Here is a 24,641-nt window from a genome sequence, read left to right as displayed (position 1 = left end):
GGTAGTATGGACAAGTTAACTACACTTGGCCTGATAGCGGCAGGCTGTATAGCACTGAGTGGTTGTACAACAACGCAGAATAAAGATGTTAAGCGGGACGATCCTTACTACGCCCCCATGTATCCAGAAGCTGAAGCGGCGCCAGTCGTACCAACAGGTTCACTGTTCAATGCTTATGCCAACGATTTGTACTCGGATAAAAAGGCGCTTCGCACCGGAGATATCATCACGGTGGTGTTGCGAGAATCAACTCAGGCGTCAAAAGCCGCGAACTCCAAGCTGGATAAAGACAGCGAAGTTGATATCGATCCTATATTGGGATTAGGGGGCGCAGCAGTCAACTGGGGAAGCAAAAGTATTCAGTTGGATGCTGGCTCAAACTCGTCCTTTCAAGGTGACGCGCAGGCCAACCAGTCAAATAGTCTGATAGGTAATATTTCTGTCAATGTGATGCGGGTTTTACCCAATGGTAACTTAGTGATCCGAGGTGAAAAGTGGCTAACTCTGAATACAGGTGAGGAATTTATCCGCCTTGAGGGCCTGGTCAGGCCGCAAGATGTCAATGCTGATAATACGGTAGAGTCAAATCGCATCGCCAACGCGCGTATTCAGTATTCAGGTAAAGGCGATACCCAGGAAGTACAAAGTGCTGGCTGGCTGACTAAGTTCTTCATGAGCGCCATCATGCCATTTTGAGGTAAAAGACGATGAGATTATTCAACATGCTTGTTCTGGCCGTGTCACTTGTTACAAGCCAGTTTGTACATGCAGAGCGGATCAAAGATGTGACTATGGTTGAGGGCGTACGTTCAAACCAGCTGGTTGGCTATGGTCTGGTCGTGGGTCTGCCGGGAACAGGTGAACAAACGCGCTTTACCGAACAAAGCTTTAAAGGCATGCTGAATAGCTTCGGTATTACCATGCCTGCCAACCTCAAGCCTAAAATTAAAAATGTCGCGGCGGTCGCCGTCCATGCTGAGCTACCGGCGTTTGTAAAGCCTGGTCAAACAATTGACGTTACCGTGTCCTCCATAGGTAGTGCAGGGAGCTTGCGCGGCGGAACGTTGTTACAGACTTTTCTTAAAGGGGTTGATGGTAATGTCTATGCCATTGCTCAGGGCAGTATGATTGTAGGAGGCCTGGGTGCAGAGGGGTTAGACGGGAGCCGCGTGGTCATCAATACGCCAACGGTAGGACGAATTCCAAATGGCGGGACCGTTGAGCGTGCAGTCAGAAGTCCGTTTACGCAGGGCGACCACATCACTTTTAATCTAAACCGTCCAGATTTCACTACGGCGAAACGTCTGGCGGACACCATTAATGATCTTGTTGGCCCGCAAAGTGCGCAGGCTATGGATGCGGCATCTGTACGTGTTATAGCACCGCGCGATCCATCACAACGTGTTGCTTATTTATCGACCCTGGAGAATTTAGAGTTCACCCCAGCAGATACTTCCGCCAAGATTATCGTTAACTCGCGTACCGGTACTATCGTCATTGGTAAAGAAGTGAAACTGCAGCCAGCGGCCATCACTCATGGCGGTTTGACCGTGACCATTGCAGAGCAGGTGAACGTATCTCAGCCACAGCCTTTGTCTGAGGGAGAAACGGTTGTTACGCGTCAAAGCATTGTCGATGTTGACCAAGATGATTCTCGTGCCTTCGTATTTGACCCTGGTTCAAGCCTGGATGATTTGGTGCGAGCTATCAATGCAGTCGGCGCCGCGCCTGGCGATTTGATGGCGATACTGGAAGCGCTAAAAGAAGCTGGCGCGATACATGGTCAATTAGTCGTCATTTAACGCTTCTTTTATAATCAAACAGTTAGCCCCGTTTCACGGGGCTTTTTTTATTGGCTCAATAATTGCATTGTAATTGGTTATGTATATTGATGTGATTTTGAGCAATGAATACTGATCCGACTCGCAACCAAAGTTTCTATGACTTAACCGATTTGAACTCGTTAAGACAGGACGCGCTGAAAAGTACCGGAGATGCCGATGCCTCTGAGGAAGCGTTGCGCAAAGCGGCTCAGCAATTCGAATCTATTTTCACGCAAATGATGTTGTCCAGCATGCGTAAGGCGAATGAAGTGCTGGAAGACAAAGATAGCCCATTCAACTCGAGCAGCGTCAAATTCTATCGTGATATGCATGATCAACAGATGTCTATGCAGCTTTCGAGCGAGGGCAGTCTGGGTCTTGCTGATCTTATTGTGCAGCAATTGTCACCGAATCGCGACGGGTACATGCCAGGTTCGGTGCTGCGTACCGGCGCAGAGTTACAGAGTGACCGAATAGCTAATGGTGAAGCTAATAAACCAATTCAGGATGAGCCAACTGAGGTCCGGGAAAAGGCGGACGGTGAAGTGCGCTTTGATGATCCTGAGTCTTTCGTTAGCCAGTTGTGGGGCTATGCCAAATCTGCGGCAGAGAAGATTGGGCTTAATCCAGCAGTCATGGTTGCACAGGCTGCGCTGGAAACTGGGTGGGGCAAACACATTATCGCGCGCCAGGATGGAGAAAGCAGCTTCAACCTTTTTAACATCAAAGCAGATAAGCGGTGGCAGGGTGACAGCGCCAGTAAAATGACACTGGAGTTTGAACAAGGTTTGCCGGTGAAAAAACAAGCTAACTTCAGAGCCTATGATTCGCTCAAAGATAGCATCAATGACTATGTCGATTTCCTGCAGTCAAATCCCAGGTATCAGGACGCCTTGAATAAGACAGACAATCCGGAGCAATATCTGGATGCACTGCAACAGGCCGGATACGCAACAGATCCAAATTATGCAGAGAAAATTAAACGTGTGTTGGGCAGAGGAGAGTTTCAGTCCATGTTGTCAGCGTCAGTGCATCAGGGAGTAAATTAAGATGTCCTTTAATCTTATGAATATTGGTACGTCGGGAGTCAGAGCCAGCTCTGAGCTGCTTCAGACCACCAGTAAAAATATCGCAAACCTGAATACCAAAGGCTACGTTCGCGAGCGGACAGAGCATACTACCATGATTAACAATCAGGTAGGCCGTGGTGAAACGGTACGTTTGCTCAATGAGTTTGCCCAGAAACAGCTCAATCGAGATTTATCGAGTCAGGCTTACTATGAGCAGTTTGTGACCGAAGCCACCCGGGTTGATACCTTGTTTGGTGAAGAATCAAATAATCTGAATCAAAGTATTAACTCCCTGTTCAATAATATGCAGGAGGCGATGAACTTGCCCTCCTCAACGGTTGCGCGCTCTCTGTTTTTGACTGATGCCCAGAACTTGATCGATCAGATGGATCGATTATCCGGTATTGTGTTTGATCAGAGCAATATCGTTAACGAGCAATTGTCTATCTACTCTGATGAAGCCAACAATCTCATTCAGAAGATCAGCGATATGAATGGTCAGGTTGCTGCACTGAATGGTAATAACAGTGATGGCAGTGGCAGCTCGTTGCTTAACCAACGCGATCAGGCCATCAGAGATTTAGCCGAGCTGGTGGACATAGAGACCTTAGATGGAGCCAATGGTGAGAAATTGGTTTTTCTGGGTTCAGGACAGTCTCTGGTGATGGAGAATGGCAGCTTTAGTCTTTTTTCGATGGATGGCGATCCCGATCCCAATCATAAAACACTGACACTTGATGTCAAAGATGGTTCAGCCGTCGCACTTGAAGTAGATCATACGACGCTGCGAGGCAAAATCGGCGGGCTGATGGCTTTTCGTGATGACATTCTGGTACCGGCTCAGACTCAGCTGGGCCAGATTGGCTTGTCACTGGCCGATGCTTTTAATCAGCAAAACCAATTGGGGATGGACTTAGACGGTAATCTGGGTGGCAATATATTCGAGCTGCCGACTGTCGGTGGGTATCCCTATGCCAGTAACACCAGCACGGCACAGTTAACGGCTACGGTTGAGCCAGGTAAAGGTAAAGAAGTTCCAGCGACGGATTTCAGAGTCACCTATACCGCAGCAAACACTGTCGAAATTGCAGCGGTGGACAGTAAGGGTAATGTTCAGGGAACTCCCGTAACCGCAAACGTGATTGGAGGAGTAATAGATTCAAACTCAGTTGCGGCAGGCGTTGACATGTTTGGTTTGCAAATGAACCTGACAGGGACCGCTAATGTTGGGGATAGCTTTTTAGTTAAACTTAATTCAGGCACCGCAGGTAACCTTCAGCTGGCAACAGACCGCCCGGAAAGTCTTGCATTAGCCTCTCCCATTCGTACAGAGACCGCGGCAAATAATGTCAGTAATGCGACTATTTCAGTGGGTTCTGTAACTAATACGGACCCCGCTACCAGTAACTTTACGGCGGCACCACCGAGTCTTACCAATGGCACCATTACATTAACTAAGACGGCAAATGCCAACGAATATCAGATCGTGGATGGTAATGGTACTAATACCTTTACCATTACACCGCCAGCTGAAAACATCCTTGCACAGGCAGGCGGTGCGTATGCCAGTTATGGTTTCGATTTCAATATAGAGGGAACACCCTCAACGGGCGATACCTACACCATTGAGTTCAATACGGGCGGTTTCGATGATAACCGAAATGGCCTGGAGTTGAGTAAATTGCAAAGCGCGGAGTTGGTTCGACAAAATGTAGTTACTACTGCAACAGCAGACAATCTGAAGACGTTCAATGAAGCTTATGCCGGCCTGGTGACAGAAATAGGGGTTGTGGCCAATCAGGCTAAAACTAATGGCGCAGCGTATGAAGCGCTGGCAGCACAATCTGAAGCCTGGTATGAATCGATGGCTGGTGTAAACCTGGATGAAGAGGCGGCCAATTTATTACGTTTTCAACAATCTTACTCAGCAGCTGCGCAAGTATTAAGCGCGGCAAGAACTGTGTTTGACACCTTATTAAGTGCGGCGAGGTAATTATGCGTTTATCTCAAAATATGATGTATCAGAACAACCTGAACTCCATACTAGATAGTCAGCAAGACGTGAATAAAGCTATGCAGCAGGTTAATACCCAAAAGCGCGTATTGACTGCATCCGATGATCCTTCTGCGATGGCGCGAGCTTTATTGTATACAGATAGGATCCAGACTAACGAACAGTACACAAAAAACCTGACCATGCTTAAAGGTCGTTTGGATACTCAAGAGGGTGTGCTAGATAATATTAAAGACTCGTTAACGCGGGCTTTGACTCTCACAGTTCAGGCTGGTAATGGCTCCTTGGTAGATGTAGACCGGGCTTCGCTTTCAGAAGAGTTGAGTGCAATTCAAACGGCAGTGCACGATCTGATGAATGCAAAGACAGAAGATGGTCGATATATTTTCTCCGGCTATCAGGATAATACAGAAGCCTATTCGTATAATAGTACGCAACAACGTTATCAATATAATGGAGATCAAGGTCAGCATAAAATTAAGGTTGCCGAAGGGGTTGAAATTAAGTCCAGTGATAACGGGTTTGACGTGTTTGAGAGCGTAAATACGCGCCTGAATGTAGCCTCCAATACCGCAACTGTGTCAGGCGGCGTGGTGAGCTCTGATGTATATGTGACCAAACAAGGTCCTTTTGATGAGTTTCACAAAGCGAATTACAACCCTGATCCGACAGCACCTGCCGGCTCAAATACCTTTAGTCTGGTACTGACTGCAGGTACGCCTAATACCTATACTTTGCAGCAAGGCGCAACAGTATTGGCAACCGGAAGTTATGAAGAAAACCATATTGAAGTGGCGGGAATGGAGTTTAGCTTCACGGGGAGTGCGCCTGCACAAATCGACTTTGACCTCGAAGCGCCAGAAAAAGACAATGTACTTAACATGCTGGATGATCTGGTCGCAGCACTGAATGACACTACACTCAGTGAAAAAGACTACCGTCAGGTACTGGCCGATTCCATGATAGGAATAGATAACGCCAAAAATCGGGTTTCGCAGACACAGTCGGGTTTAGGTGGCAGGCTCAATACAGCAACACGTATCACTGATGCCAACGCAGACTTAGATATTAATAACAAGATTGCAAAAGCCGAGCTGGTTGAATTGGATATGGCAGAAGCCATCACCGATTTGACTAAGCACGAAACCGCTTTGCAGGCATCTCAGGCCACCTTTGGTCGGCTTTCCAACCTGTCTTTACTTGACTATATCAGGTAGTCCTACATTTTAGCGGCTTTTGAGGTGTACCTCGGCCGCTTACATTTCTTTCCGTTTTTTACCATTCTACATTCTAACCCTATAACTTATATGCCTTTTACTATTCAGTTTCAGATTAATTCGTAGAATAAAAGGCGGCAATTTATTTCCCACTTTGAACAACTTTAATAAGTTAATTCCATTTAAAATCAACGATTTAATAATTTTTTATAAATTTCTCTAAAGTATTTTTCCTGCCGCCCGATAACTTAAGTAACCAAGCCGGAGAGTGAAAACAAACCTTGAAGGCTAAGAGAGTAAGTTTTAGAAGTTTGAGAGTGGGCACTTACAGAGTAAGCACTCGAAGAGTAAGCACTCAGATTACAGTGGGAGAATCACCATGGCACTTTATGTAAATACTAACGTAAGTTCATTGAATGCTCAAAGACAATTAAACAATTCAGGCAACTCGCTTGATGTTTCCTTCAAGCGTTTATCATCGGGCTTCCGTATTAACAGCGCTGCTGACGATGCAGCAGGTCTACAAATTTCAGACCGTTTGACCTCACAAATCAACGGTTTAAACCAAGGTAACCGTAACGCCAACGACGGTATCTCGCTAGCTCAGACAGCTGAAGGCGCGATGGACGAAGTTACCTCAATGTTCCAGCGTATTCGTACTCTGGCACAACAAGCATCAAACGGCTCGAACACAGATGAAGACCGTTTGGCAATTCAGGAAGAGATCCGCTCACTTTCTTCAGAAGTGAACCGGGTAGCAGCAGATACAACCTTCGGTGGCCAAAACCTACTAGATGGTTCTTACTCTGCAAACTTCCAGGTTGGTGCTGATGCAGTACAAACTATTGGCTTCAGTATGCAAAATGTTGCCGGTACAGCTAACGACATGCAAGCCAACGGCGGTTTTACACTGTCAGGTATTGCGGGTATCGCCAGTGGCGTGACAGGTGTTGCACTGAGTACGACGACAGAAACCATCAGTACAAACATCGGTACTGAAGCGGATGCGAAGGTGTTCTCTAACGTGTTCACTGAAACTGGTATCTCAGTATCATCTCAGGCAAACGCGCAGGCAGTATTGGCTGGTATGGACAACCTGATTGCAGTAGTTGACAAGAAGCGTGCAGAGCTAGGTGCGGTTCAAAACCGGTTCCAGTCTACGATTCGTAACCAGTCGAATGTATCTGAAAACCTGTCAGCTGCGAAATCACGTATCAAAGACACTGACTTCGCTCAGGAAACTGCAAGCTTGACTAAAATGCAGATCCTACAACAGGCGAGCCAGACAATCCTGAGTCAGGCTAACCAGCGTCCACAGGCTGCGCTAAGTCTACTGGGATAAGATAGGTAGGAAAACAGGTGCCCGGACTTGATGGGGTATTAGCCCGGGCACCTAATTGGATGATAAAGCGGAGGAGCTTAAATCCAATTCAGTTCATCAAAACAATGAACACGTTAATATTAGCACTTTCCGTGCCAATATTATGAAAAAATATTGACACCCACTCTCAAACTTCAAAAAAAGAGGCTGCCAGGCCTCTTTTTCTTTATACTTTTTATTTAGATACGCGATTTGGTTTGGCAATATAACACTTCTAGAACACCTGAAGGCCCTTCCTTACGGGTATCGCGTCGATGTCAGCTTTATAAACAGTATAGCTCAGAGCACAATGTAACGAGTCCAGGACGCTATTTACGCATTGTCAAAATTTCTTGGCACGCCCCTTGCTTTATTCACTCCAGAAGAAATTAAGTTTGTACAAGCGGCATTGGATTGCCCCTTCACTGAGCCCCGGCCAGTGATAACAATTGCCTCCTTGTACACCAATGAACAGCTCAATGCTGAGCATTTGTATAGAGAGAGTGAATCATGGCTTTATTTGTAAATACCAATGTCAGTTCCATTAATGCGCAACGACAACTACAACAGTCTGGTGTTGAGCTGGATACGTCCTTCAAACGCTTGTCATCAGGTTTACGCATCAACAGTGCAGCAGATGATGCTGCGGGTCTGCAAATCTCCGACCGACTGCAGTCGCAGATCTTAGGTCTTAATCAGGGTAACCGAAATGCCAATGACGGTATTTCTCTTGCTCAGACTGCTGAAGGTGCGATGGACGAAATTACCTCCATGTTCCAGCGTATCCGAACTTTGTCGCAGCAAGCCGCCAACGGTTCAAACACCGATGAAGACCGACTGGCAATTCAGGAAGAAATACGCCAGCTGGCGGCAGAAGTGAACCGGGTAGCCAGCGACACCACGTTTGGTGGTCAAAACCTTTTGGATGGCTCCTATTCAGCTAACTTCCAGGTGGGTGCAGATGCAGTTCAGACCATCGGCTTTAGTATGCAGTATGTGGGTGCCACGACTAACTCTATGGCTGATAATGGTGGTTTCACCCTTTCAGGTGTGGCAGGGGTGGCCAGTGGTGTGTCGGGCGCAGCCCTGAGTGCGACAACAGCAACCATCAGTACAAACATTGGTACTGAAGCGGATGCTAAAGTGTTCTCTAACGTATTTACTGCAGCAGGCATTTCTGTGTCTTCACAGGCTAATGCACAGGCGGTCATGGCGGGGATGGATGCTTTGATTGCAGTGGTCGATAAAAAGCGTGCTGAGCTAGGTGCGGTACAAAACCGATTCCAGTCGACGATTCGAAACCAGGCGAATGTCTCAGAAAACCTGTCTGCCGCAAAATCTCGGATCAAAGATGCGGACTTTGCGATGGAAACCGCTAAACTGACTAAAAACCAGATCCTGCAACAGGCTAGTCAGACCATTCTTGGTCAAGCAAATCAGCGTCCACAGGCCGCACTGAGTCTGCTACAGGGTTAATGACACAAAAAAATTAAAATAATTTGCAAATAAGGCTAAAGCTTTCGCTTTATCAGTCGATAGCGGATTTAGAGAACTATAAATCTAGGACTCTAAATCATCGCTGCTGGCAGGGTAGGGGTATCCCGTCTCAGCGAGTTATATTGATAAAGCGGAGGCTATTATGGCTTTATATGTAAACACCAATGTGAGTTCATTGAACGCACAGCGGCAATTAAACAAATCCTCAGGTGCGTTAGATACGTCTTTCCAACGCCTATCATCGGGTTTGCGCATTAACAGTGCAAAAGACGATGCTGCAGGTATGCAAATCACCAACCGTCTGAACGGTCAGATCAACGGTCTGAATCAAGGTATCCGAAACGCAAATGATGGTATCTCATTAGCGCAAACTGCTGAAGGTGCGCTGGACGAAACCACTCAAATGTTTCAACGGATCAGAACGCTTGCACAACAGGCTTCTAACGGTTCAAACACCGATGAAGACAGACTGGCACTGCAAGAAGAAATTCGCTCACTTTCTCAGGAAGTAAACCGGGTAGCAGCCGACACCACCTTTGGTGGTCAGAACCTGCTTGATGGTACTTATGACGCAAACTTTCAGGTAGGTGCGGATGCAGTTCAAACCATCGGTTTTAGTATGCAGAATGTTGCCAGCACGGCTAATGACCTGCAAGCCAACGGTGGTTTTACCTTGTCTGGTATTGCGGGTGTGGCCAGTGGTGTAACTGGGGTGGCACTGAGTACCACCACAGAAACCATAAGTACGACAATCGGTACTGAAGCAGATGCTAAAGTGTTCTCAGATGTATTTACTGAGACGGGCATTTCGGTATCTTCACAAGCCAATGCGCAGGCGGTACTTGCCGGTATGGATCAGCTCATTGCAGTAGTTGATAAGAAACGTGCGGAGCTGGGCGCGGTACAAAACCGGTTCCAGTCAACCATTCGTAACCAGTCAAATGTTGCGGAAAACCTGACAGCTGCGCGTTCTCGTATTCAGGACACTGACTTTGCGGCTGAAACAGCCAGTTTGACTAAGATGCAGATCCTGCAACAGGCAAGTAGTTCAATCCTGAGTCAGGCTAACCAGCGTCCTCAGGTCGCCCTGTCGCTCTTAGGCTAATAATAGTGTAACGTCAAGTAAGCATGAGAAATCGCGAAACTTGGCGTATACTTACAGTTAGACTAGTGAATGGAGGTGTATTGTGAAAGAGATTCAGGCAACATTAGGGCTTGGCTCAAATAATGCGGTGCTCACTCCTGGTCAAATTAAGCCTGAGGAAAACGCAGAGACGCTAAGGGCTGTAGAGAAGTTAACCAAGTTGGTTGATAATCCTGCGGTCCGTACTCAGGATAAGCAAAAGGAAGAAGCTGACCCTGATGCACAGGAAAAATTGTTCGCTCAGGTGAAATCTGATCTGGCGAAGCTGAATGACTTTATACCGGTCACCGCAACCAATTTGTCGTTTGAATTTGATGATAAAGGCAATCCGCCATTCATCAGAGTCATCGACAAAGGCAGTGATGAAGTGATCAGAGAGATCCCCTCAGAGGAATTTCGTGAAGTCGCTAAGGCTTTGGAAGAATTTGCCGATAAAGTATCAGGAAAAGGTTTGCTGTTTGACAGGACAGCATAAATGAAAGTGAATTGGAGGTAGCAAATGCCACTTATAACGTCTGCAGGCGTCGGCTCAGGTCTGGACTTGGAGAGTATTATCAAAGCATCGGTTGATGCTGAGAATATTCCCAAAATGCAGGCCTTCGTCAAGAAAGAAGAGTCTTTGAAAGTAGAACTCTCTGCCTTGGGCGAGGTTAAGTCTGCTATCTCCAAACTCAACGATACAGTTAAAAAACTGGCCGACCCTGATAACTTCGGTAAAAGGGTTGCCAACATTACACAACCTACATCTGGCGACATTATTAGTGTGACGCCCACGTCAGATATTTCAGTCGGTAATTTTGATATTGCCGTCAAACAATTGGCACAGGGCAGTCGGGCTGTCTCGGCAGATGGCGCCTATACGTCAATAGATGATGTCGTGAGTGCCACAGGAGGCACGTTAACCTTCGGCGCCGGAGTTGATAATAGCTTTACGTTGGATGTGACTGCTGGCATGACACTTGGTGAATTGCGAGATGCGATTAATGCGTCCGATACAAACTTTGGTGTGACAGCCAACATAGTAAACACCGGCACCGCAGCAGGGTCTAAGTTGATATTGACATCTAACGTGAGCGGGTCAGGTAACGACCTGACAGTAACCAATGACAATGCAGAGCTAGATAAAGTCTCGATAGGTACAACTGGTGGAATGACTATTGCTGCGGACGATGCCGCACGTAATTCGATCATCACTGTGGATGGTCTTGAAATACAAAGCGATACCAATACCTTTAAAGATGCAGTGCAGGATATGACCATCAAAGCACTGGCGAAAAGCGAAGGGAACGACACCGATGGCTATGATACCGCAAGCTTGAATGTGGACTATGACAGAGAGTCAGTTAACACACTCATTGATGAGTTTATTTCGAATTATAACAATCTGGTTGGTAACATTGGTTTTCAGACACGGATAGGCAAACCCTTAAATGGTGATTCGTCAATGCGTACCTTGAGCGACCAGCTCATCACCACACTGTCGACCAACTTAACCAATGCAGGACCATTTGAAACGATCTTTGATATCGGTCTGGGGGTTGACAATGACGGGTACTTAGAAAAGTCGTCTCTGGTTCGTAGTTTGAATGATGCTATGGACAGTAACTTCGATGATATTGGCACAGCGTTTGCAGGAGATAATGGAGTCGCGAAACAACTTGAGACCTTGCTTGATAATTATGCGAGTTCGAGTGGTTTGATTAAAGATCGTGAAGATGGCCTCAATGGTCAGATTAGCGATTTAGAAGACGATGTTGAAAATCATGAATTTCGAATGGCGTCTTTGGAAGAACGGTTGAGAAAGCAGTATGCTGGGCTAGATGTATTGATTGCTCAGATGCAGCAAACCCAGTCTTATCTTGGGGCTCAGCTCGCGAATTTGCCAGGGTTCACCAAGTCTAAGTAAGGAGCCATTATGTATAACGCAAGAGTTAAAAATTACCAAAAAGAAGCACTGAAAACCCGAGTGGCAGGTGCGGATCGTTACGAAATTATTCAAATGCTAATGGCTGGCGCAGTCGAGAAGATGGTACTTGCCAAGGTATCTATTGAAAAACGTCATCTCGAAGCGAAGGCAGAGCATATCTCTAAAGCTTCTGCAATTTTGGAAGCGCTTCGCGGCTGCCTGGACTTTGAAGTTGGTGGCGAAGTGACCGAGAATCTGTATGCATTGTATTCTTACATGATCGATAGGTTGCTGGATGCCAGTATTCAGAATGATCCGGCGATCGTTGACGAAGTATCAAACCTGTTAAAGGAAATTAAATCAGCCTGGGACGCAATCCCTGTTGATGTGCGTCAGCAGACATTGACTGCAAATGGCGCGGACGCTAATGTCGGTTGATTTTGCGCAAATAGAAGCAACCCTGAATGAGTTAGATGTTGCTTGCAAGGCAGGTGAACTGGAAGAGGCGCAACGTCTCTTCAAGCAAGCAGATGTGCAGATCCGCGCAACATTGACCCGAGAGGTACTGGCAGAATCGGAACAGTGTCAGCGCTCTGCTGCTAACATCTACAATCATATCCAAGAATTAACCACCCAATTGCACCTAAACAGAACGTCAGTTGCAAAAGAACTGTCGCAGTTTGTCGGTAATCAAAAAAAGATCAAAGCGTATAAAAATACTTAATACGACATTGGCTGATGTATGAACAAAGATCCTTTATCACAACAATTAGAGTCGCTCAGTGAAAAACTCTCTGAAACAACGGCTCATCAGGCCCGCGAAGCGGAATTCGCAAAAGAGGCTAACGAGCGTTTCAGTAAAAATCTACAGAGTTTCGAACAATATTATCCGGACATTGCCAAGGCAATTACCAACCATAGCATACGTGAAGACTTCTGCCTTCATGTGACCACATCTGGGCATGGTAATTTTGTTCCTCAGGGCAGTAGTGCACCCATTTATTCTCAATCGCCAATAGAGCAAACCGCAGAGCAGGTTGAGCGACAACTCAGTCAGCCTGTTATGAGCCTGACGGATTATACCGGGTATGGTCAAAACCAGGAAGATGAGCGTTTGCATGTGCGGTATATGACAGAGCTGACTAACCTGATGATCGATATCCGCGATCAGGGACAAACGCCGCTCAGCAAAATTCCTGAACACTTTCCAAGCGCCGTTATTTTCGGTATTGGCTTGGGTTACCACATTCCTCTGCTGTTTGAACGCACCCAATTTGATTACATATTTTTGATTGAGCCTGATTTTGAACAGTTCTTTGCCAGTCTGTTTTGTACCGACTGGTTTAAAGTGATTGCAGACATAGATGAGCAAGGTGGTTGTCTGTTCTTTCACTTAGGTGTAGATCATAGCTTATTCATTCAGGACATCGAAAAGGTCGCAGAAGATGTAGGCGCATTTGCGCTGGTACGCAGTTTTTGTTATCAGCACACACCCGGCGCTCAATTGAATACGTTGATCCAGCAATGGGCGAAAGATTATTTCAGATTCCAGTTTGGGCACGGTTTTTATAATGATGCAGTGACAGGGTTGGCGCATAGTATTCATCATGTCAGAAACAAGGCAGCCTGGCTGACGAGGAATGCGTCGAATGTAAATAAAGACACCCCCGTTTTTATCATTGGCAACGGCCCTTCCTTAGATGAAGCTGAAGCGTTTATAAAGCGCAACCATAAAAAAGCCATTGTGATTGCAGCAGGTACCTCAATTGCAACCTTACACAACAAGGGTATCCCAGTTGACTTTCATGCGCTGGTAGAGAGACCGTACTCAAATTACAAGATCTTTGGCGACATTGTTCCACCTGAGGTATACCAAAACACCAACTTGATTGGCCTTAGCACGTTATACCCAGATACTAATCACAGATATAAATGGGCGGGGATTGCTGCAAAAGGGGCTGAGGCAGGTACATCTATGATGGACATATTGGCACTATGTCATATGTCACAAACCTTGCCAAAAATCCCATACAGTAACCCTGTTGTTGCAAACACTGCATTGTCATTCGCGCTTTACCTTGGTTTTCGCAATGTATATTTATTTGGGATCGATAATGGCAAAGATCCACAGGGCGCACACCATAGTAAAGACAGTATTTATCGACCACGAAACGAGGATGATGAATCCAAGGGATACGGTCATCTTGATATTACCGGCCATACTCTACCAGCTAACTTCGGCGGGCTCGTCGTATCCAATGACTTATTTATGATTGCCCATGCCCAGCTTGAAAAACTACTCAGATACTATGATGTAGACACGTGTCTGAATGTAGGCAGCGGTGCGAAAATAGCAAAAGCGCTGCCTGTAAAAGTAGAGGATCTGCTTGATATTGAGGAACAGTTTGATATTCATGCCACGGTTGAAGCCATCAAATCTGAGTGCTTTGATGTGTTTCCGCTGGATGACGTCAGCGATGAAGTAATAGCACTAGATGGCTTAAAAGAGCTGGTGGATCACATTTGTTCCATTGCATCTGAGCCTGTGCACACCCGTCAGGAAGCCGCGGATCAGCTGAGACGTCAGGCACGATATGTGTTTGCTTACCGAGACTCCAAATGGGGACATCTATTCCATGTGCTGAAAGGCTCACTGCTGTATTACCACTGTCCCTTGATTACACTTTTGTATACCTACGAGGATGAGGCATTTTGCCTTGAGCAATACCAGCGTTTAAATGAGCTGTGGATGAGCTATATCAAAGAAATATATGCACATTTTTGTGAGCATTACACTGAGAAGTGTGACCTGGGGCGGGAGTAGTGATAGTGCCATATCAAGAAACAGAATCCTTTTATAGCGACCTTTATGATGAACTGTTTCCAATCCTGAGATCGATCACCGGACCTGGGCTGAGAAAAAGCTACGACATTTTCGAACGCTATATGCCTCTGGAACGGCTTGCAATTCCATCGGGCACGGCTTTGTTTGACTGGCAGGTTCCACAGGAGTGGCACTGTGATGAGGCGTATCTGTTAGGACCTGATGGCGAGCTTGTAGCGGACATGCGCAGGCTTAATCTCGAGGTCGTTAATTACTCCGAACCGGTTGACATCACTCTGTCTTTGGAAGAGTTACAGGCGCATTTGTACAGTTTACCTGAGCTGCCTGAGGCGGTACCTTATGTGACCAGCTATTATAAAAAACGCTGGGGTTTTTGCCTGAGTGAGTCGCGTCGTGAACAGCTTAAGCCAGGCCAATATCGCGCGGTGATTAAGAGCCGCTTTGTCGATGGACACCTGGATATTGCGCAAGCGGTACTTGACGGTCAGTCAAAGCAGGAAGTTCTGCTCAGTTCTTATTTGTGTCACCCTTCAATGGCCAACAATGAACTCAGTGGGCCACTGGTGTTACTGGGTTTGTATCACAGGATCAAACAGTGGCCGAACCGTCGCTATACCTACCGTTTCATGCTTCACCCTGAAACGATAGGGAGTCTGGGTGTGCTACACCTGATGCAGGACCATTTTCGGCAAAATTTGGTGTCAGGTTTGGTATTGAACTGTTTAGGGGGAGACCCGCAGGAACTGGTATTTAAACATAGCCGCAATGACAACGGGCTATTAGACAAGTTGTTGTATCACTTGAGTGAGCAAGGTCATGGCCATAGTAATATCCCATTTAGTCCGCTCAGTGGTTCTGATGAACGCCAGTACAATGCGCCCGGGTTTCAGTTTCCCGTATGCTGTGTGAGCCGCAGTTTTCATACTGGCTACAAGGAATATCACACATCATTGGATAACAAAGACTATATGGGCATCAAACCATTGCTGGATAGTATTGATAAGCTCGAAAAAATCTTCTTGGCGTTTGAACAAAGCGCGCGGTTTGAAAACACCCACCCTTATGGTGAACCTAACCTGGGTAATAGAGGTTTGTATCCGACGCTGAGTTTTTTCAGTGAAGAGCGGACCCGTCAGCTCGACGAGCTCAACCACATTAAGATGTTGCTGTGTTACAGCGATGGCCAGCATGACACCATCGACATTGCAGAAAAGTACAATCAATCTGTCACAGAATTTGCAGGTGCAATCAATAAGCTGGAGGCACATGGGTTGTTGAAAATGTTGTCACCAGAGGCTCAGTTGGAGACGTAGTTATGGCAAATAATCAGGCGGTTGTTGTTGGCGGTGGTATTTGTGGCATGGTTGCGGCCTTGCTGTTAAAGCAACGCTTTACTGACGTGGTGCTGATCGAGCAAGCTGATACGGTTGGTGGCTTGTTTTGCTCTGTCAAAGACAGTTCAGGTGCTGCTTACGATATGGGCTCACATATACCCAACGCCACCGGTGTGGCAGAGTTGGACGAGATATTATTCGCAGATGCGGATACAAGCAGTTGGCATAAAATTGCCAGACTATGCTCGGGCAACTACTTTGGCGGCAGCTGGGACTTGGACAGTCCATTTCCGGACGCGTCTAAGTTACCACAAGATATCTATCAGCAGGGCTGTGGTGAGCTCATCAATCATACTGATCTACCTGAGTCTAATTTAATCTATGACTACTGTGCCAATTCTTTAGGTGTCGTCTTCACAGAAAGTATCGTCGTACCTATATTAAGTAAGTTATATGGGCAGGATGCGCCGCTGAAGTCATTGACTATGGCTGCGGGATTATTTGGTTTTACCCGTATTCTGGCATTGCCCGCTGATGTAACAGCAACTCTTAAGCGGCTACCTGCCTTCGACGCCAAGCTGGGTTATCAGCGGGAAGCCGATTTTCAGCAGCGCAAAGCACAGGATAACCTCAGCGAGGTGACTTACTACTACCCAACGACAGGAGAGGGCATTGGCTATTGGGTTACTCAACTGCAAAAGCGTGTTGAGCACGCCGGGGTTGAAATTATCACCTCAGAGCGTGTGGCAAACATTGCGCATCATGATAAAAAAGTGACTAGTCTGGTTTTGGCTAACAGTGAACGCGTACTCGACTGCGATTTTCTTTTCTGGAGTGCGCCACCTTTTATTGCCTTAGCCGCGATGGGTCTGACGCCGGCCAGAGGCCAGGTGACTTTGCGCACCGCGCTTATTTTTCATCTTAACTTTGACAGACCCTTGCTTGATAAGCAGTCCCATTATCTTTGGGTCTGGGATCCGAGTAGTGCGATATTTCGCCTGACCTTGTATCCAAATCTAACCGGGCAGAGTAACCATAATCACTTATCCGCGGAGATCTTGTGCAGTCCCGATGAAGTTGACTCCTTTACCCAGTCTGAGATCATCGAGCAGCTTATGTCGATGGGCATAGTTGACCCACAGGCAAAGTGCGTCAGTGGACAGACTCAGGTGATTAACAACACGTTTCCGGTACCCACTACAGAGTTTCAGGCTGTTAATCAGCAAAACTACGAGACATTGTCAAACTGTGTTGACAATGTCGTGGTATCAGGTCGGTTCAGCGGAAAATGCTGGCGCCAGGCTGAGGTGCTGATCGAGGCCTACGAGTCCATTATGCAGGCAACCGACGCGAGTTAAGCGTCGGTTTTTGCCAACCGAATGTGAAAGTATGGCTCTACATTGCCGCCAAAACTCAGTTTGAACCAACCCCTCTGAGGGCTGTTGATCCCCTCTAAATCTAACCGTGATATGCCTTTTTGTGCGAGCAAAGGGAAAGCCTGCCATAGCACAGCTGTACCCGTATGGCTGTCACGCATATCAGGGTGATTTGCGCCGTAAAAATAATAAGCTGTGTTCTGATGGAGTATGTAAGTCGCGAAACTGCCAATTTCCTGCTCGCGAGTCTGTGCCTGATACATGCAAAGCAGCCCATGTTGTGCCAGCCTTTTGACTCTGAATGCAAGCGCATCCAGTTGCTCTGTACTAATTTCAATTCCCTGGCGTGCCATGGTCATTCCATAGTACTTGGCAAACAAAGCAAAGTCTTGCGATTCACTGAGGGTCACCTCTTTTTTAATACCGTAGCGGATCTCCTGACGTCTCGACACCGAGCTGTTGTTATAGTTGTCAGAGCGTTCTAGTGTATCCAGTGGTGCGGCAAACTCATCCAGCTCAAGTATGGAGGTATAGCGCGGGGTTACAGCATATTTGGGTCCATCGTTATGATAGTTGACCCACAAAAAAGCACGAATATCCTTAATAGCCGGGTGCAATTTGAGCTGCACCTGAGTGTAGTGCTCAGCGAGGTACTCAGCAATGTATTCTTGCGCGGCGAACAACTCGGAATGGCCCTGGGCACGATTAAGGTGACTGATGTTGCGATGCATTATGCCATCATGGATCACATCGTGGTGGCCGATTACCTGAGTTTCGCTTTCATCCACGATCAGCAGTACCGCAGCAATTTTTTCTCTGCCTTTACAACAATAGTAGGTGTGATACTTCACGCCCAATAGAGCGATAAACTGGCTATGGACAAACGGGGTGCCATGGGGAGATGTGGCAATGAAGCTATCCCAGTTCGGGTCCAGTTCACAGCGTTCAAGGCTATACTTATTCTTCATGGGCTGGCTTTTTCAGTACCATACTCCACGCCGCATGGACTCCGTCACTACCATACTCGCTTGACTGAGAATGGCTCAGAGAAACTATCTCAAATTTTGACACCAATTGGTGGATAAGATCAGCATCAAAAAAATTTACGTTACCGACGCCTGCAAACGGGCCCCAGGTGTAGCCGGTTTTGGTGTATTTATCGACCGATTCTGGCGCTTTGTCATAGTCAGAATGCTCAGTGCTAAACCAGTCTGTGATCAGAATTACACCGCCGGGCTTAAGTTGAGCGTACGCCTGATCCAGATAGCGCTGAATGCTACTGGCTGGGTTATGCACAGATGCGCCCCGATCGACGATTAAATCGAACTGTGCCTCAAAGGGCCAGGGCTGAGTAAAGTCGCCCACATATAAGTTTCCGGCAATATCAGTGAATCGATTCTTCAGTTCACCGATAATGAAGTCACTGCCATCAATGCCATAGACGTTTGGACAATAACTCAAGAAAAAGGGGAAATTCGCACCCGCCCCACAGCCCACTTCCAGTATGGTGAACGATGGATCGCCGTCGCGCAGACGGGTATTACGTAGTGCACCGCTGACGACTTCGCTCCACGGCCATACGGACATGTGCTGATTGCTGCGGTACAGTTGATCCCAGTTTTGACAAAATGACATATATAAATCCTTCGAAGTAACTATGCTTTATTAAGCAAGGTTTGAGCCAGTATCACTGGAAAGACAGGCCGCTGTTTGGGCCATGTTTTGTGCCTGTGCGTAGCTGTCTGGCGTGCCAATATCTATGTAATGATCATCTACTAGCCAGCCTTGTAACTTACCAATCATATTTGGTACGACATCCAGGCTAAGCTCATAGGGCCGCTGTGCTTCCAGGTGCGAGAAGTAGCGTTCATAGACCTCAGGTGAAAATATAAAGAGGGCGCCACTGGCAAGGTTGCCAGGCGGGTGCTCGACCTTTTCATGAAACTCCTGAATAACCTGATTGTCATCCAATTTTACAATACCACAGCTACGGGGTGTCGGGGTTTCGAACAACAGTAACGTCGCATCGGTCTGTGTCTGACGTTGGTTATGTGCTTCAAGCATGCCCGCCAACGAGCTTTGACAGTAGTTGTCAGCATGGATCACCATGCAAGTCTGGTCTTGCCAGAAAGCTCGGTTGCGTACCAGTGTACCCGCAGTGCCCATCAATTCAGGTTCGTAACTCAGGGTAATGCGGTCGTGATATAGGCTGGTGGCTACAAAGGCTTCAACCTGTTCATTAAAATAATGGGTATTGATGAGAATTTCTGTTACCCCGAGACTTATGAGTTTCTCGATCCACAGACCAAGTAACGGCTGTCCTTGTATTGGAACCAGACATTTTGGTATTTTGTCGGTAATTGGTCTCAAGCGGGTGCCGAGACCCGCTGCCAGTAATATAGCTTTCATGTTACTTAAACGACTCTGAAATGGCTTGCTTTAGCACTTTTATAGACAGTGGGGTATTGCCCAGAGAATCAACTTGGCATGCCGCTGCTAGGCTTCCTAAGTAGAAAGCCTCCCAAGGCGAAGAGTCGACACACAGGGCCAGAGAGCTTGCAGCTAAAAAACAATCTCCGGCACCTGCGGGATCTGTAGCATTGCGATTGAGCGCTGGCAATCTGTCGTTTTCCCAGTCCTTTGAGTGGTAGTCCGGGATATGAATGAAAATACCTTCCTCACCGAGCGTAATTACTAGGTTATTGGGTTTTGAACGTTCAGCCAGTTTGTGGGCCAAAATTACCAAACCATCGTCTGGGTTATTGAGTGCAACACGGGTTTCCCGCTCAGTAGGCGTAATTAAATCCATCTCATGATAGCGGGAGATGTCTCCTACCTGAGAAGAGGTTTGGCTGTCTGCAACGACTTTGATGTTGTGTGCTTTGCATAGTGCAATGATTGCCTCCACCAGTGGTTGGGGCAGAACTCCATAATTGAAATCAGAAAACACCAGTAGGTTTATCTTAGGGATCACATGTTCCAAGCGCTTCAGGATGCTTTCTTGTAACTCCTTCGCTATTTTGTGTTGCCTCACCTGGTTTACCCGCAGCAGTGTCTTGTTAGATGCCCTGTATCTTGTTTTGAGCGGTGTTGGTCTTGTCGAGTCTGTAAAAAGCTCAGCTTCTACCTGGTATTGTGCTACTTTGTCTTTTGTATATTGTCCGGCCGCGTCATTACCTACAACCGAAAACAGCGACACAGACTGAGCTCCAAGTGCTTTAATATGGCCTGCAGTAATCGCTGCGCCGCCAAGAAATGTGTCTGTTTTATTGGGTGTCATAACAATCGTCGGATCTTCTTGGGACATGCCAACAGCGGTACCCTGGACGTATTCATCAACGATGACTTCGCCAATGACAAGTACGTTTAAATCACAGAGTTTTGCAATCACATTACTGAGCTTATGTTCCGAAATATTGTGTCTTGTAGCGTATGCTTTGGCTTCAGAAAAATCAAAGTTAGCACCTAGTTTATTCGCTCTACGTATGTACTGCTCTGCGATACTTTCGTATTCGCCAGAGCCAAATATCAATTTTCCGCCATACTGATTCAGTGTTTCCAGCTCAGGGTTATGCCGGTTTTCAAATTCTTTACCTTTTACAACTGCGTAGGGTTGGTAGGTTTGTACTACTTCCAGCGGTGACTTTGAGGTCAGGAATGCTTGATCCACACACTCCAGTGAACTGACCATTTCGAGGCGATGGGTTTCGTTGATTCGGCTTTTTACCGTCATGGATACGTCAGTGTTGACGGCAACAATCAGTTTGTCACCACATGCGCGGGCAAAATTCAGAAGCCTGATGTGCCCTGGGTGAAGTACATCGAAGTTACCCTGAACAATAATACATCTTGGCGTTATAGTGAGGTCTGTCATATAACGAGCTCCTCGATACAAGATTGCATTGATTTAAACGCGAATCCGGCGAATAGTTCTGAATTGACCATGCTGGTGTTGAGAGGGCGTTTGCCCGACGGATCTAGCTCGGCAAACAAAACCGGTTGAATACGGCTTTTGTCCATTCCCAGAGTTGAGGCCACCATGTAGGTTAAATCAAGGCGGCTGTATGATTTCGGATTACAGAAGTTGAACGTACCTTTACAGTTGTTGAAAACAACATAATCGATAGCGTTGACAATATCTGTGATAGCCGTAGGGTTAAAGATTAAATCTGACGCCGCTTTGACCGGCTTTCCAGAGCTAAGTTGTTGCACTATATCATTGAGAATTGTGCCGTCTTTATTCCTATCACCAACAATTTTAGCTAACCTGAGGATAGAGGCTTGTCCATCTGTTATGGTCATTAAGTGTGTTTCTGCAATGCGCTTTTGAATACCGTATTCAGATAGTGCTTGCTCTGTGTTGTCATCCTTGTACCCACCTGAGGTGCCAGGGAAGACGTTGTCTGTTGAAATAAATACAACAGGAATATTTCGAGCATGTAATTCAGACATCAGACTACAGGTAGCCACCACATTGACCTGGGCGGTTTCTTCTGGTGCTGCATTGATTTTGGCAATATTCGTCAGAGACGCGCAGATAATCGCAACATAGTTTTGTCTTGCGTCTAATCGCAGTTCATCTAAATGAGACTGCACAAGATCGAAGTGTTGTAAATCTGCACGCTCACGCTCACTATAGGTACCTATAGTGAGCGGGTTATGCTTGCGAAAGTGCGAAAACAGGTGGCCGCCGAGTAAGCCACTTGCGCCAAAGATGATAGGCGTTACATACTGAGATTCTGCCATATTGCCTCTGCTAATTTAATATCAATCAACGCTTCTTTTGCGCTAATGGCGCTATCCGTATTTTTCTGCCTGACGTGGTCAATAAAGGCACTCGCCTGATTTTTGAAGGACCAGGACCAGTCGACCTGAAAGTGCGTATTTTCGGAAACATCGCCATGCCTTCGAAGCTCAATATGCGCTGGTACATTACGCAATAACGCAGGTGGTAGTGTGATGATGAGTTGGCCATGTTCAAATACAAACGTGCATTTTTCCTGCCAGTCTTTTTGATTTACTTCACCTGTTTCCAGCACGATGAGCTGATGATCTGTTCGCATGATACAGGTATGAGCAACGGGAGATAAGTAATTAAAATACTCAACACGGGGAGTCGAGTTTAAAAAGAAACGAAGTAGATTGAGCATATGAGAATGCACATTCACATAACGCGCAAAGAGCGCTTTTCGCTTTTGTGTCAACCATTCTGGAGCGAACATTGCCTCGTCTTGCATCTGTGGTCTGGGCTCCTGACCATGAATGTAACCACCGGCTTTACAATAACTATCTCCCATATAACTCTGTGCGCTGATCTGTAGGAGTTTCCCCATAGACTGCTTGTGCACTAATTCATCAAAAATTTCTTTGGCTTTGATGACGCCGAGGTCGCAGCGCTTCATATATCCCACACAGTATACCAGGCCTTTCTGTTTTGCGAGTTCAACGAGTTCTGCTGCAATCTGGCTGTTTCCTGCCATGGGCTTTTCGCTAAAAACGTGTTTTCCTGCCAACAGGCAATCTCTGACAACGTCGGCTGTGTGGCTGCGAGCGGTTACTATTACCAGAGCATCTATATCTGCATTGGCAAGTAGCTCGGTATGTGTCTCATAGCGATGTGGAATAGCAAATTTATCGGCGACCTGTGTGCGCAGGTTAGGGCGTAAATCGGCAATTGCGCTCAGCTTACAGCCTTCAAGCTGAGCGTAATTGTCCAGATGGGCAACTTGTCCAATAAATCCAGCTCCGACAAATCCTAGCTTCACCCTAGGCGATAAATTCTGCATAGTTCTCTTTAGTAATCAATTGCACTGTTGGAGTCAAAGTCAGAAACTGACCGCCATTTTCAAGATAATCCTGGTGTTTCTTAACTATGGCTTTGGCGTGGATCCAGGCTAAAATAATAACCAACTCAGGCTGTGTTCTGTTTATCATAGAGGTGGGCTTAACCAGAATATGGTCTCCTGGTGAATATTTCCCTACTTTTTGAGGGTGGTCATCGTAAATTTCGCTGATCTGCTGACCTAGGCCGAATTGTGTGGTCAGCATGGGGCCACTTCGTGCCGCACCATATCCAGCTACAACGCCTGAGCCAGATAAGGCTTGTTTTACGAGCGTTTGTACCTCTTTTTTCATCAGGTTTAGTCGTTCTACAAAAGAATTCATGGCAGTTGTTGAATGCAGCTTTGCCTCCTCCTCTTGTTTCAGCATTGCTGAAACAGAAGGTTCGGTCCGCCTTGCGGCACCTTTATGCTGCGCAAACCCGATGATGGAGCCTCCTTGTATGGAGACGTGTTCCACATGTATTACTTCCAGGCCCTGAGCTTCTAAAAACTTGACGAGTGGGTGAAGTGAGTGGTTGCATAAGTGTTCGTGAAAGATCGTGCCAATTAACATCTTATCGATAATATCTTTTAAGTAAGACACTTCGAAAACGAATAACCCATTTTTGTCCAACACCTGAACAATGCCCTTGAGTAAGTCAATCATTTCATCGGCATGCGCAAAAACGTTGAAAGCAGTAACTAGGTCGGCCGTGCCATACTGTTCCCGAATATACTTTCCCTTATCTTCTGTCATCAGATCTGCCAGGGTTTCAATCCCTTCACTGGTTGCCTTTGCTGCAATCGCACTGGCAGGATCAATACCGAGCACTCTGAAGCCCCTTTCTTTGAAACACTTTAAAAATGTTCCGTCATTGCTGCCAACATCAATGGCAAACTGTTTGTCAAAGGGACCATACAGCTGCATGATCTGTGACGATACTTCCTGGAAGTGTTTGACTATGCCTTGTGTCTGACCTGAATGGTAGGTGTAGTCTGACCATAAGTAAGTGGGGTCGACAACATCAAGTATCTGAACGTGACCGCACTCATTGCAGATGTAGAGGTCAACGGGTAGCGCTGGTGCCTGAGGGCTATTGGGATCTGCAACGTATTTTTCTGCAAGTGGTGTTGCCTCAAATGGAATGGCTACAGAGACATCTTCACTCAGGCACAGCCTGCAGGTATTTCGTTTTTTTGTTAATTGATTTTCGTCTAATTTCATATCAATCA

22 protein-coding genes are annotated in these 24,641 nt (G+C 46.6%); 15 read left to right on the top strand and 7 right to left on the bottom strand.

Annotated features, from left to right (window positions below; translation table 11 throughout):
- Positions 1–6: 6 nt before the first annotated feature.
- The 15 genes from flgH (at position 7) to ACXAH1_RS06755 (ending at position 17,568) form a co-directional block, all read left to right on the top strand.
- Positions 7–696 carry a flagellar basal body L-ring protein FlgH gene (flgH, locus tag ACXAH1_RS06825; protein ID WP_253049052.1) on the top strand — a complete coding sequence of 230 codons (690 nt, stop codon included), beginning with the start codon at positions 7–9 and terminating at the stop codon, positions 694–696.
- An 11-nt stretch (positions 697–707) separates the two neighbouring features.
- A complete protein-coding gene (locus ACXAH1_RS06820) occupies positions 708–1,802 on the top strand; it encodes a flagellar basal body P-ring protein FlgI (protein WP_138546205.1) in 1,095 nt (364 codons plus the stop codon).
- Between the two features lie 104 nt (positions 1,803–1,906).
- A complete protein-coding gene (flgJ, locus tag ACXAH1_RS06815; protein WP_475195106.1) occupies positions 1,907–2,872 on the top strand; it encodes a flagellar assembly peptidoglycan hydrolase FlgJ in 966 nt (321 codons plus the stop codon).
- Between the two features lies 1 nt (position 2,873).
- Positions 2,874–4,886 (top strand): flagellar hook-associated protein FlgK, encoded by a 2,013-nt coding sequence (flgK, locus tag ACXAH1_RS06810; RefSeq protein WP_475195101.1) that lies wholly within the window; start codon positions 2,874–2,876, stop codon positions 4,884–4,886.
- 2 nt (positions 4,887–4,888) lie between these two features.
- The gene (flgL, locus tag ACXAH1_RS06805; protein WP_475195099.1) at positions 4,889–6,124 is read left to right on the top strand and encodes a flagellar hook-associated protein FlgL; all 1,236 of its coding nucleotides are present in this window, start codon (positions 4,889–4,891) and stop codon (positions 6,122–6,124) included.
- A 379-nt stretch (positions 6,125–6,503) separates the two neighbouring features.
- On the top strand, positions 6,504–7,466 hold the full coding sequence (locus ACXAH1_RS06800; protein ID WP_475195096.1) for a flagellin N-terminal helical domain-containing protein: 963 nt from the start codon (positions 6,504–6,506) through the stop codon (positions 7,464–7,466).
- Positions 7,467–7,994: 528 nt separating this feature from the next.
- Positions 7,995–8,960, top strand: a complete 966-nt coding sequence (locus ACXAH1_RS06795; RefSeq protein WP_475195094.1) for a flagellin N-terminal helical domain-containing protein — start codon at positions 7,995–7,997, stop codon at positions 8,958–8,960.
- 163 nt (positions 8,961–9,123) lie between these two features.
- Positions 9,124–10,086: a flagellin N-terminal helical domain-containing protein gene (locus tag ACXAH1_RS06790; RefSeq protein ID WP_475195092.1), complete on the top strand. Its 963-nt coding sequence runs from the start codon at positions 9,124–9,126 to the stop codon at positions 10,084–10,086.
- An 82-nt stretch (positions 10,087–10,168) separates the two neighbouring features.
- Positions 10,169–10,600 carry a flagellar protein FlaG gene (locus ACXAH1_RS06785; RefSeq protein WP_138549980.1) on the top strand — a complete coding sequence of 144 codons (432 nt, stop codon included), beginning with the start codon at positions 10,169–10,171 and terminating at the stop codon, positions 10,598–10,600.
- A gap of 24 nt (positions 10,601–10,624) precedes the next feature.
- Positions 10,625–12,031 carry a flagellar filament capping protein FliD gene (fliD, locus tag ACXAH1_RS06780; RefSeq protein ID WP_138549981.1) on the top strand — a complete coding sequence of 469 codons (1,407 nt, stop codon included), beginning with the start codon at positions 10,625–10,627 and terminating at the stop codon, positions 12,029–12,031.
- Between the two features lie 9 nt (positions 12,032–12,040).
- Positions 12,041–12,469 carry a flagellar export chaperone FliS gene (gene fliS, locus ACXAH1_RS06775; RefSeq protein ID WP_054015578.1) on the top strand — a complete coding sequence of 143 codons (429 nt, stop codon included), beginning with the start codon at positions 12,041–12,043 and terminating at the stop codon, positions 12,467–12,469.
- On the top strand, positions 12,459–12,755 hold the full coding sequence (locus ACXAH1_RS06770; RefSeq protein ID WP_475195088.1) for a hypothetical protein: 297 nt from the start codon (positions 12,459–12,461) through the stop codon (positions 12,753–12,755). The genes fliS and ACXAH1_RS06770 overlap by 11 nt, the downstream gene beginning before the upstream one ends.
- Before the next feature lie 18 nt (positions 12,756–12,773).
- A complete protein-coding gene (locus tag ACXAH1_RS06765; RefSeq protein WP_475195086.1) occupies positions 12,774–14,855 on the top strand; it encodes a motility associated factor glycosyltransferase family protein in 2,082 nt (693 codons plus the stop codon).
- A gap of 5 nt (positions 14,856–14,860) precedes the next feature.
- The gene (locus ACXAH1_RS06760) at positions 14,861–16,189 is read left to right on the top strand and encodes a DUF4910 domain-containing protein (RefSeq protein WP_475195083.1); all 1,329 of its coding nucleotides are present in this window, start codon (positions 14,861–14,863) and stop codon (positions 16,187–16,189) included.
- A 2-nt stretch (positions 16,190–16,191) separates the two neighbouring features.
- The gene (locus tag ACXAH1_RS06755) at positions 16,192–17,568 is read left to right on the top strand and encodes an FAD-dependent oxidoreductase (protein WP_475195082.1); all 1,377 of its coding nucleotides are present in this window, start codon (positions 16,192–16,194) and stop codon (positions 17,566–17,568) included.
- On the opposite strand, the gene ACXAH1_RS06750 is transcribed toward ACXAH1_RS06755, so the two are convergent.
- From ACXAH1_RS06750 to ACXAH1_RS06720, 7 genes are read right to left on the bottom strand one after another with little or no spacing between them, the layout of a single operon-like run.
- Entirely contained in the window at positions 17,565–18,554 is a 990-nt protein-coding gene (locus tag ACXAH1_RS06750) for a GNAT family N-acetyltransferase (protein WP_475195080.1), read from the bottom strand. The genes ACXAH1_RS06755 and ACXAH1_RS06750 overlap by 4 nt on opposite strands.
- On the bottom strand, positions 18,544–19,221 hold the full coding sequence (locus ACXAH1_RS06745) for a class I SAM-dependent methyltransferase (RefSeq protein ID WP_475195078.1): 678 nt from the start codon (positions 19,219–19,221) through the stop codon (positions 18,544–18,546). Before ACXAH1_RS06745 ends, ACXAH1_RS06750 begins: the two co-directional genes overlap by 11 nt.
- A 30-nt stretch (positions 19,222–19,251) precedes the next feature.
- The gene (locus tag ACXAH1_RS06740) at positions 19,252–19,995 is read right to left on the bottom strand and encodes a nucleotidyltransferase family protein (protein WP_475195076.1); all 744 of its coding nucleotides are present in this window, start codon (positions 19,993–19,995) and stop codon (positions 19,252–19,254) included.
- Position 19,996: 1 nt separating this feature from the next.
- Entirely contained in the window at positions 19,997–21,460 is a 1,464-nt protein-coding gene (locus ACXAH1_RS06735) for a PfkB family carbohydrate kinase (protein ID WP_475195073.1), read from the bottom strand.
- Positions 21,457–22,332, bottom strand: a complete 876-nt coding sequence (locus ACXAH1_RS06730; RefSeq protein ID WP_475195070.1) for an SDR family oxidoreductase — start codon at positions 22,330–22,332, stop codon at positions 21,457–21,459. Before ACXAH1_RS06730 ends, ACXAH1_RS06735 begins: the two co-directional genes overlap by 4 nt.
- On the bottom strand, positions 22,311–23,372 hold the full coding sequence (locus ACXAH1_RS06725) for a Gfo/Idh/MocA family protein (RefSeq protein ID WP_475195067.1): 1,062 nt from the start codon (positions 23,370–23,372) through the stop codon (positions 22,311–22,313). The genes ACXAH1_RS06730 and ACXAH1_RS06725 overlap by 22 nt, the downstream gene beginning before the upstream one ends.
- On the bottom strand, positions 23,353–24,633 hold the full coding sequence (locus ACXAH1_RS06720) for a methyltransferase domain-containing protein (protein ID WP_475195065.1): 1,281 nt from the start codon (positions 24,631–24,633) through the stop codon (positions 23,353–23,355). The genes ACXAH1_RS06725 and ACXAH1_RS06720 overlap by 20 nt, the downstream gene beginning before the upstream one ends.
- Between the last annotated feature and the right edge of the window lie 8 nt (positions 24,634–24,641).

Source organism: Pseudoalteromonas sp. AWH4_217, assembly GCF_056161105.1.
The sequence above is the reverse complement of the archived record's forward strand: the minus strand, read 5'-3'. Positions and strand labels throughout refer to the sequence as shown.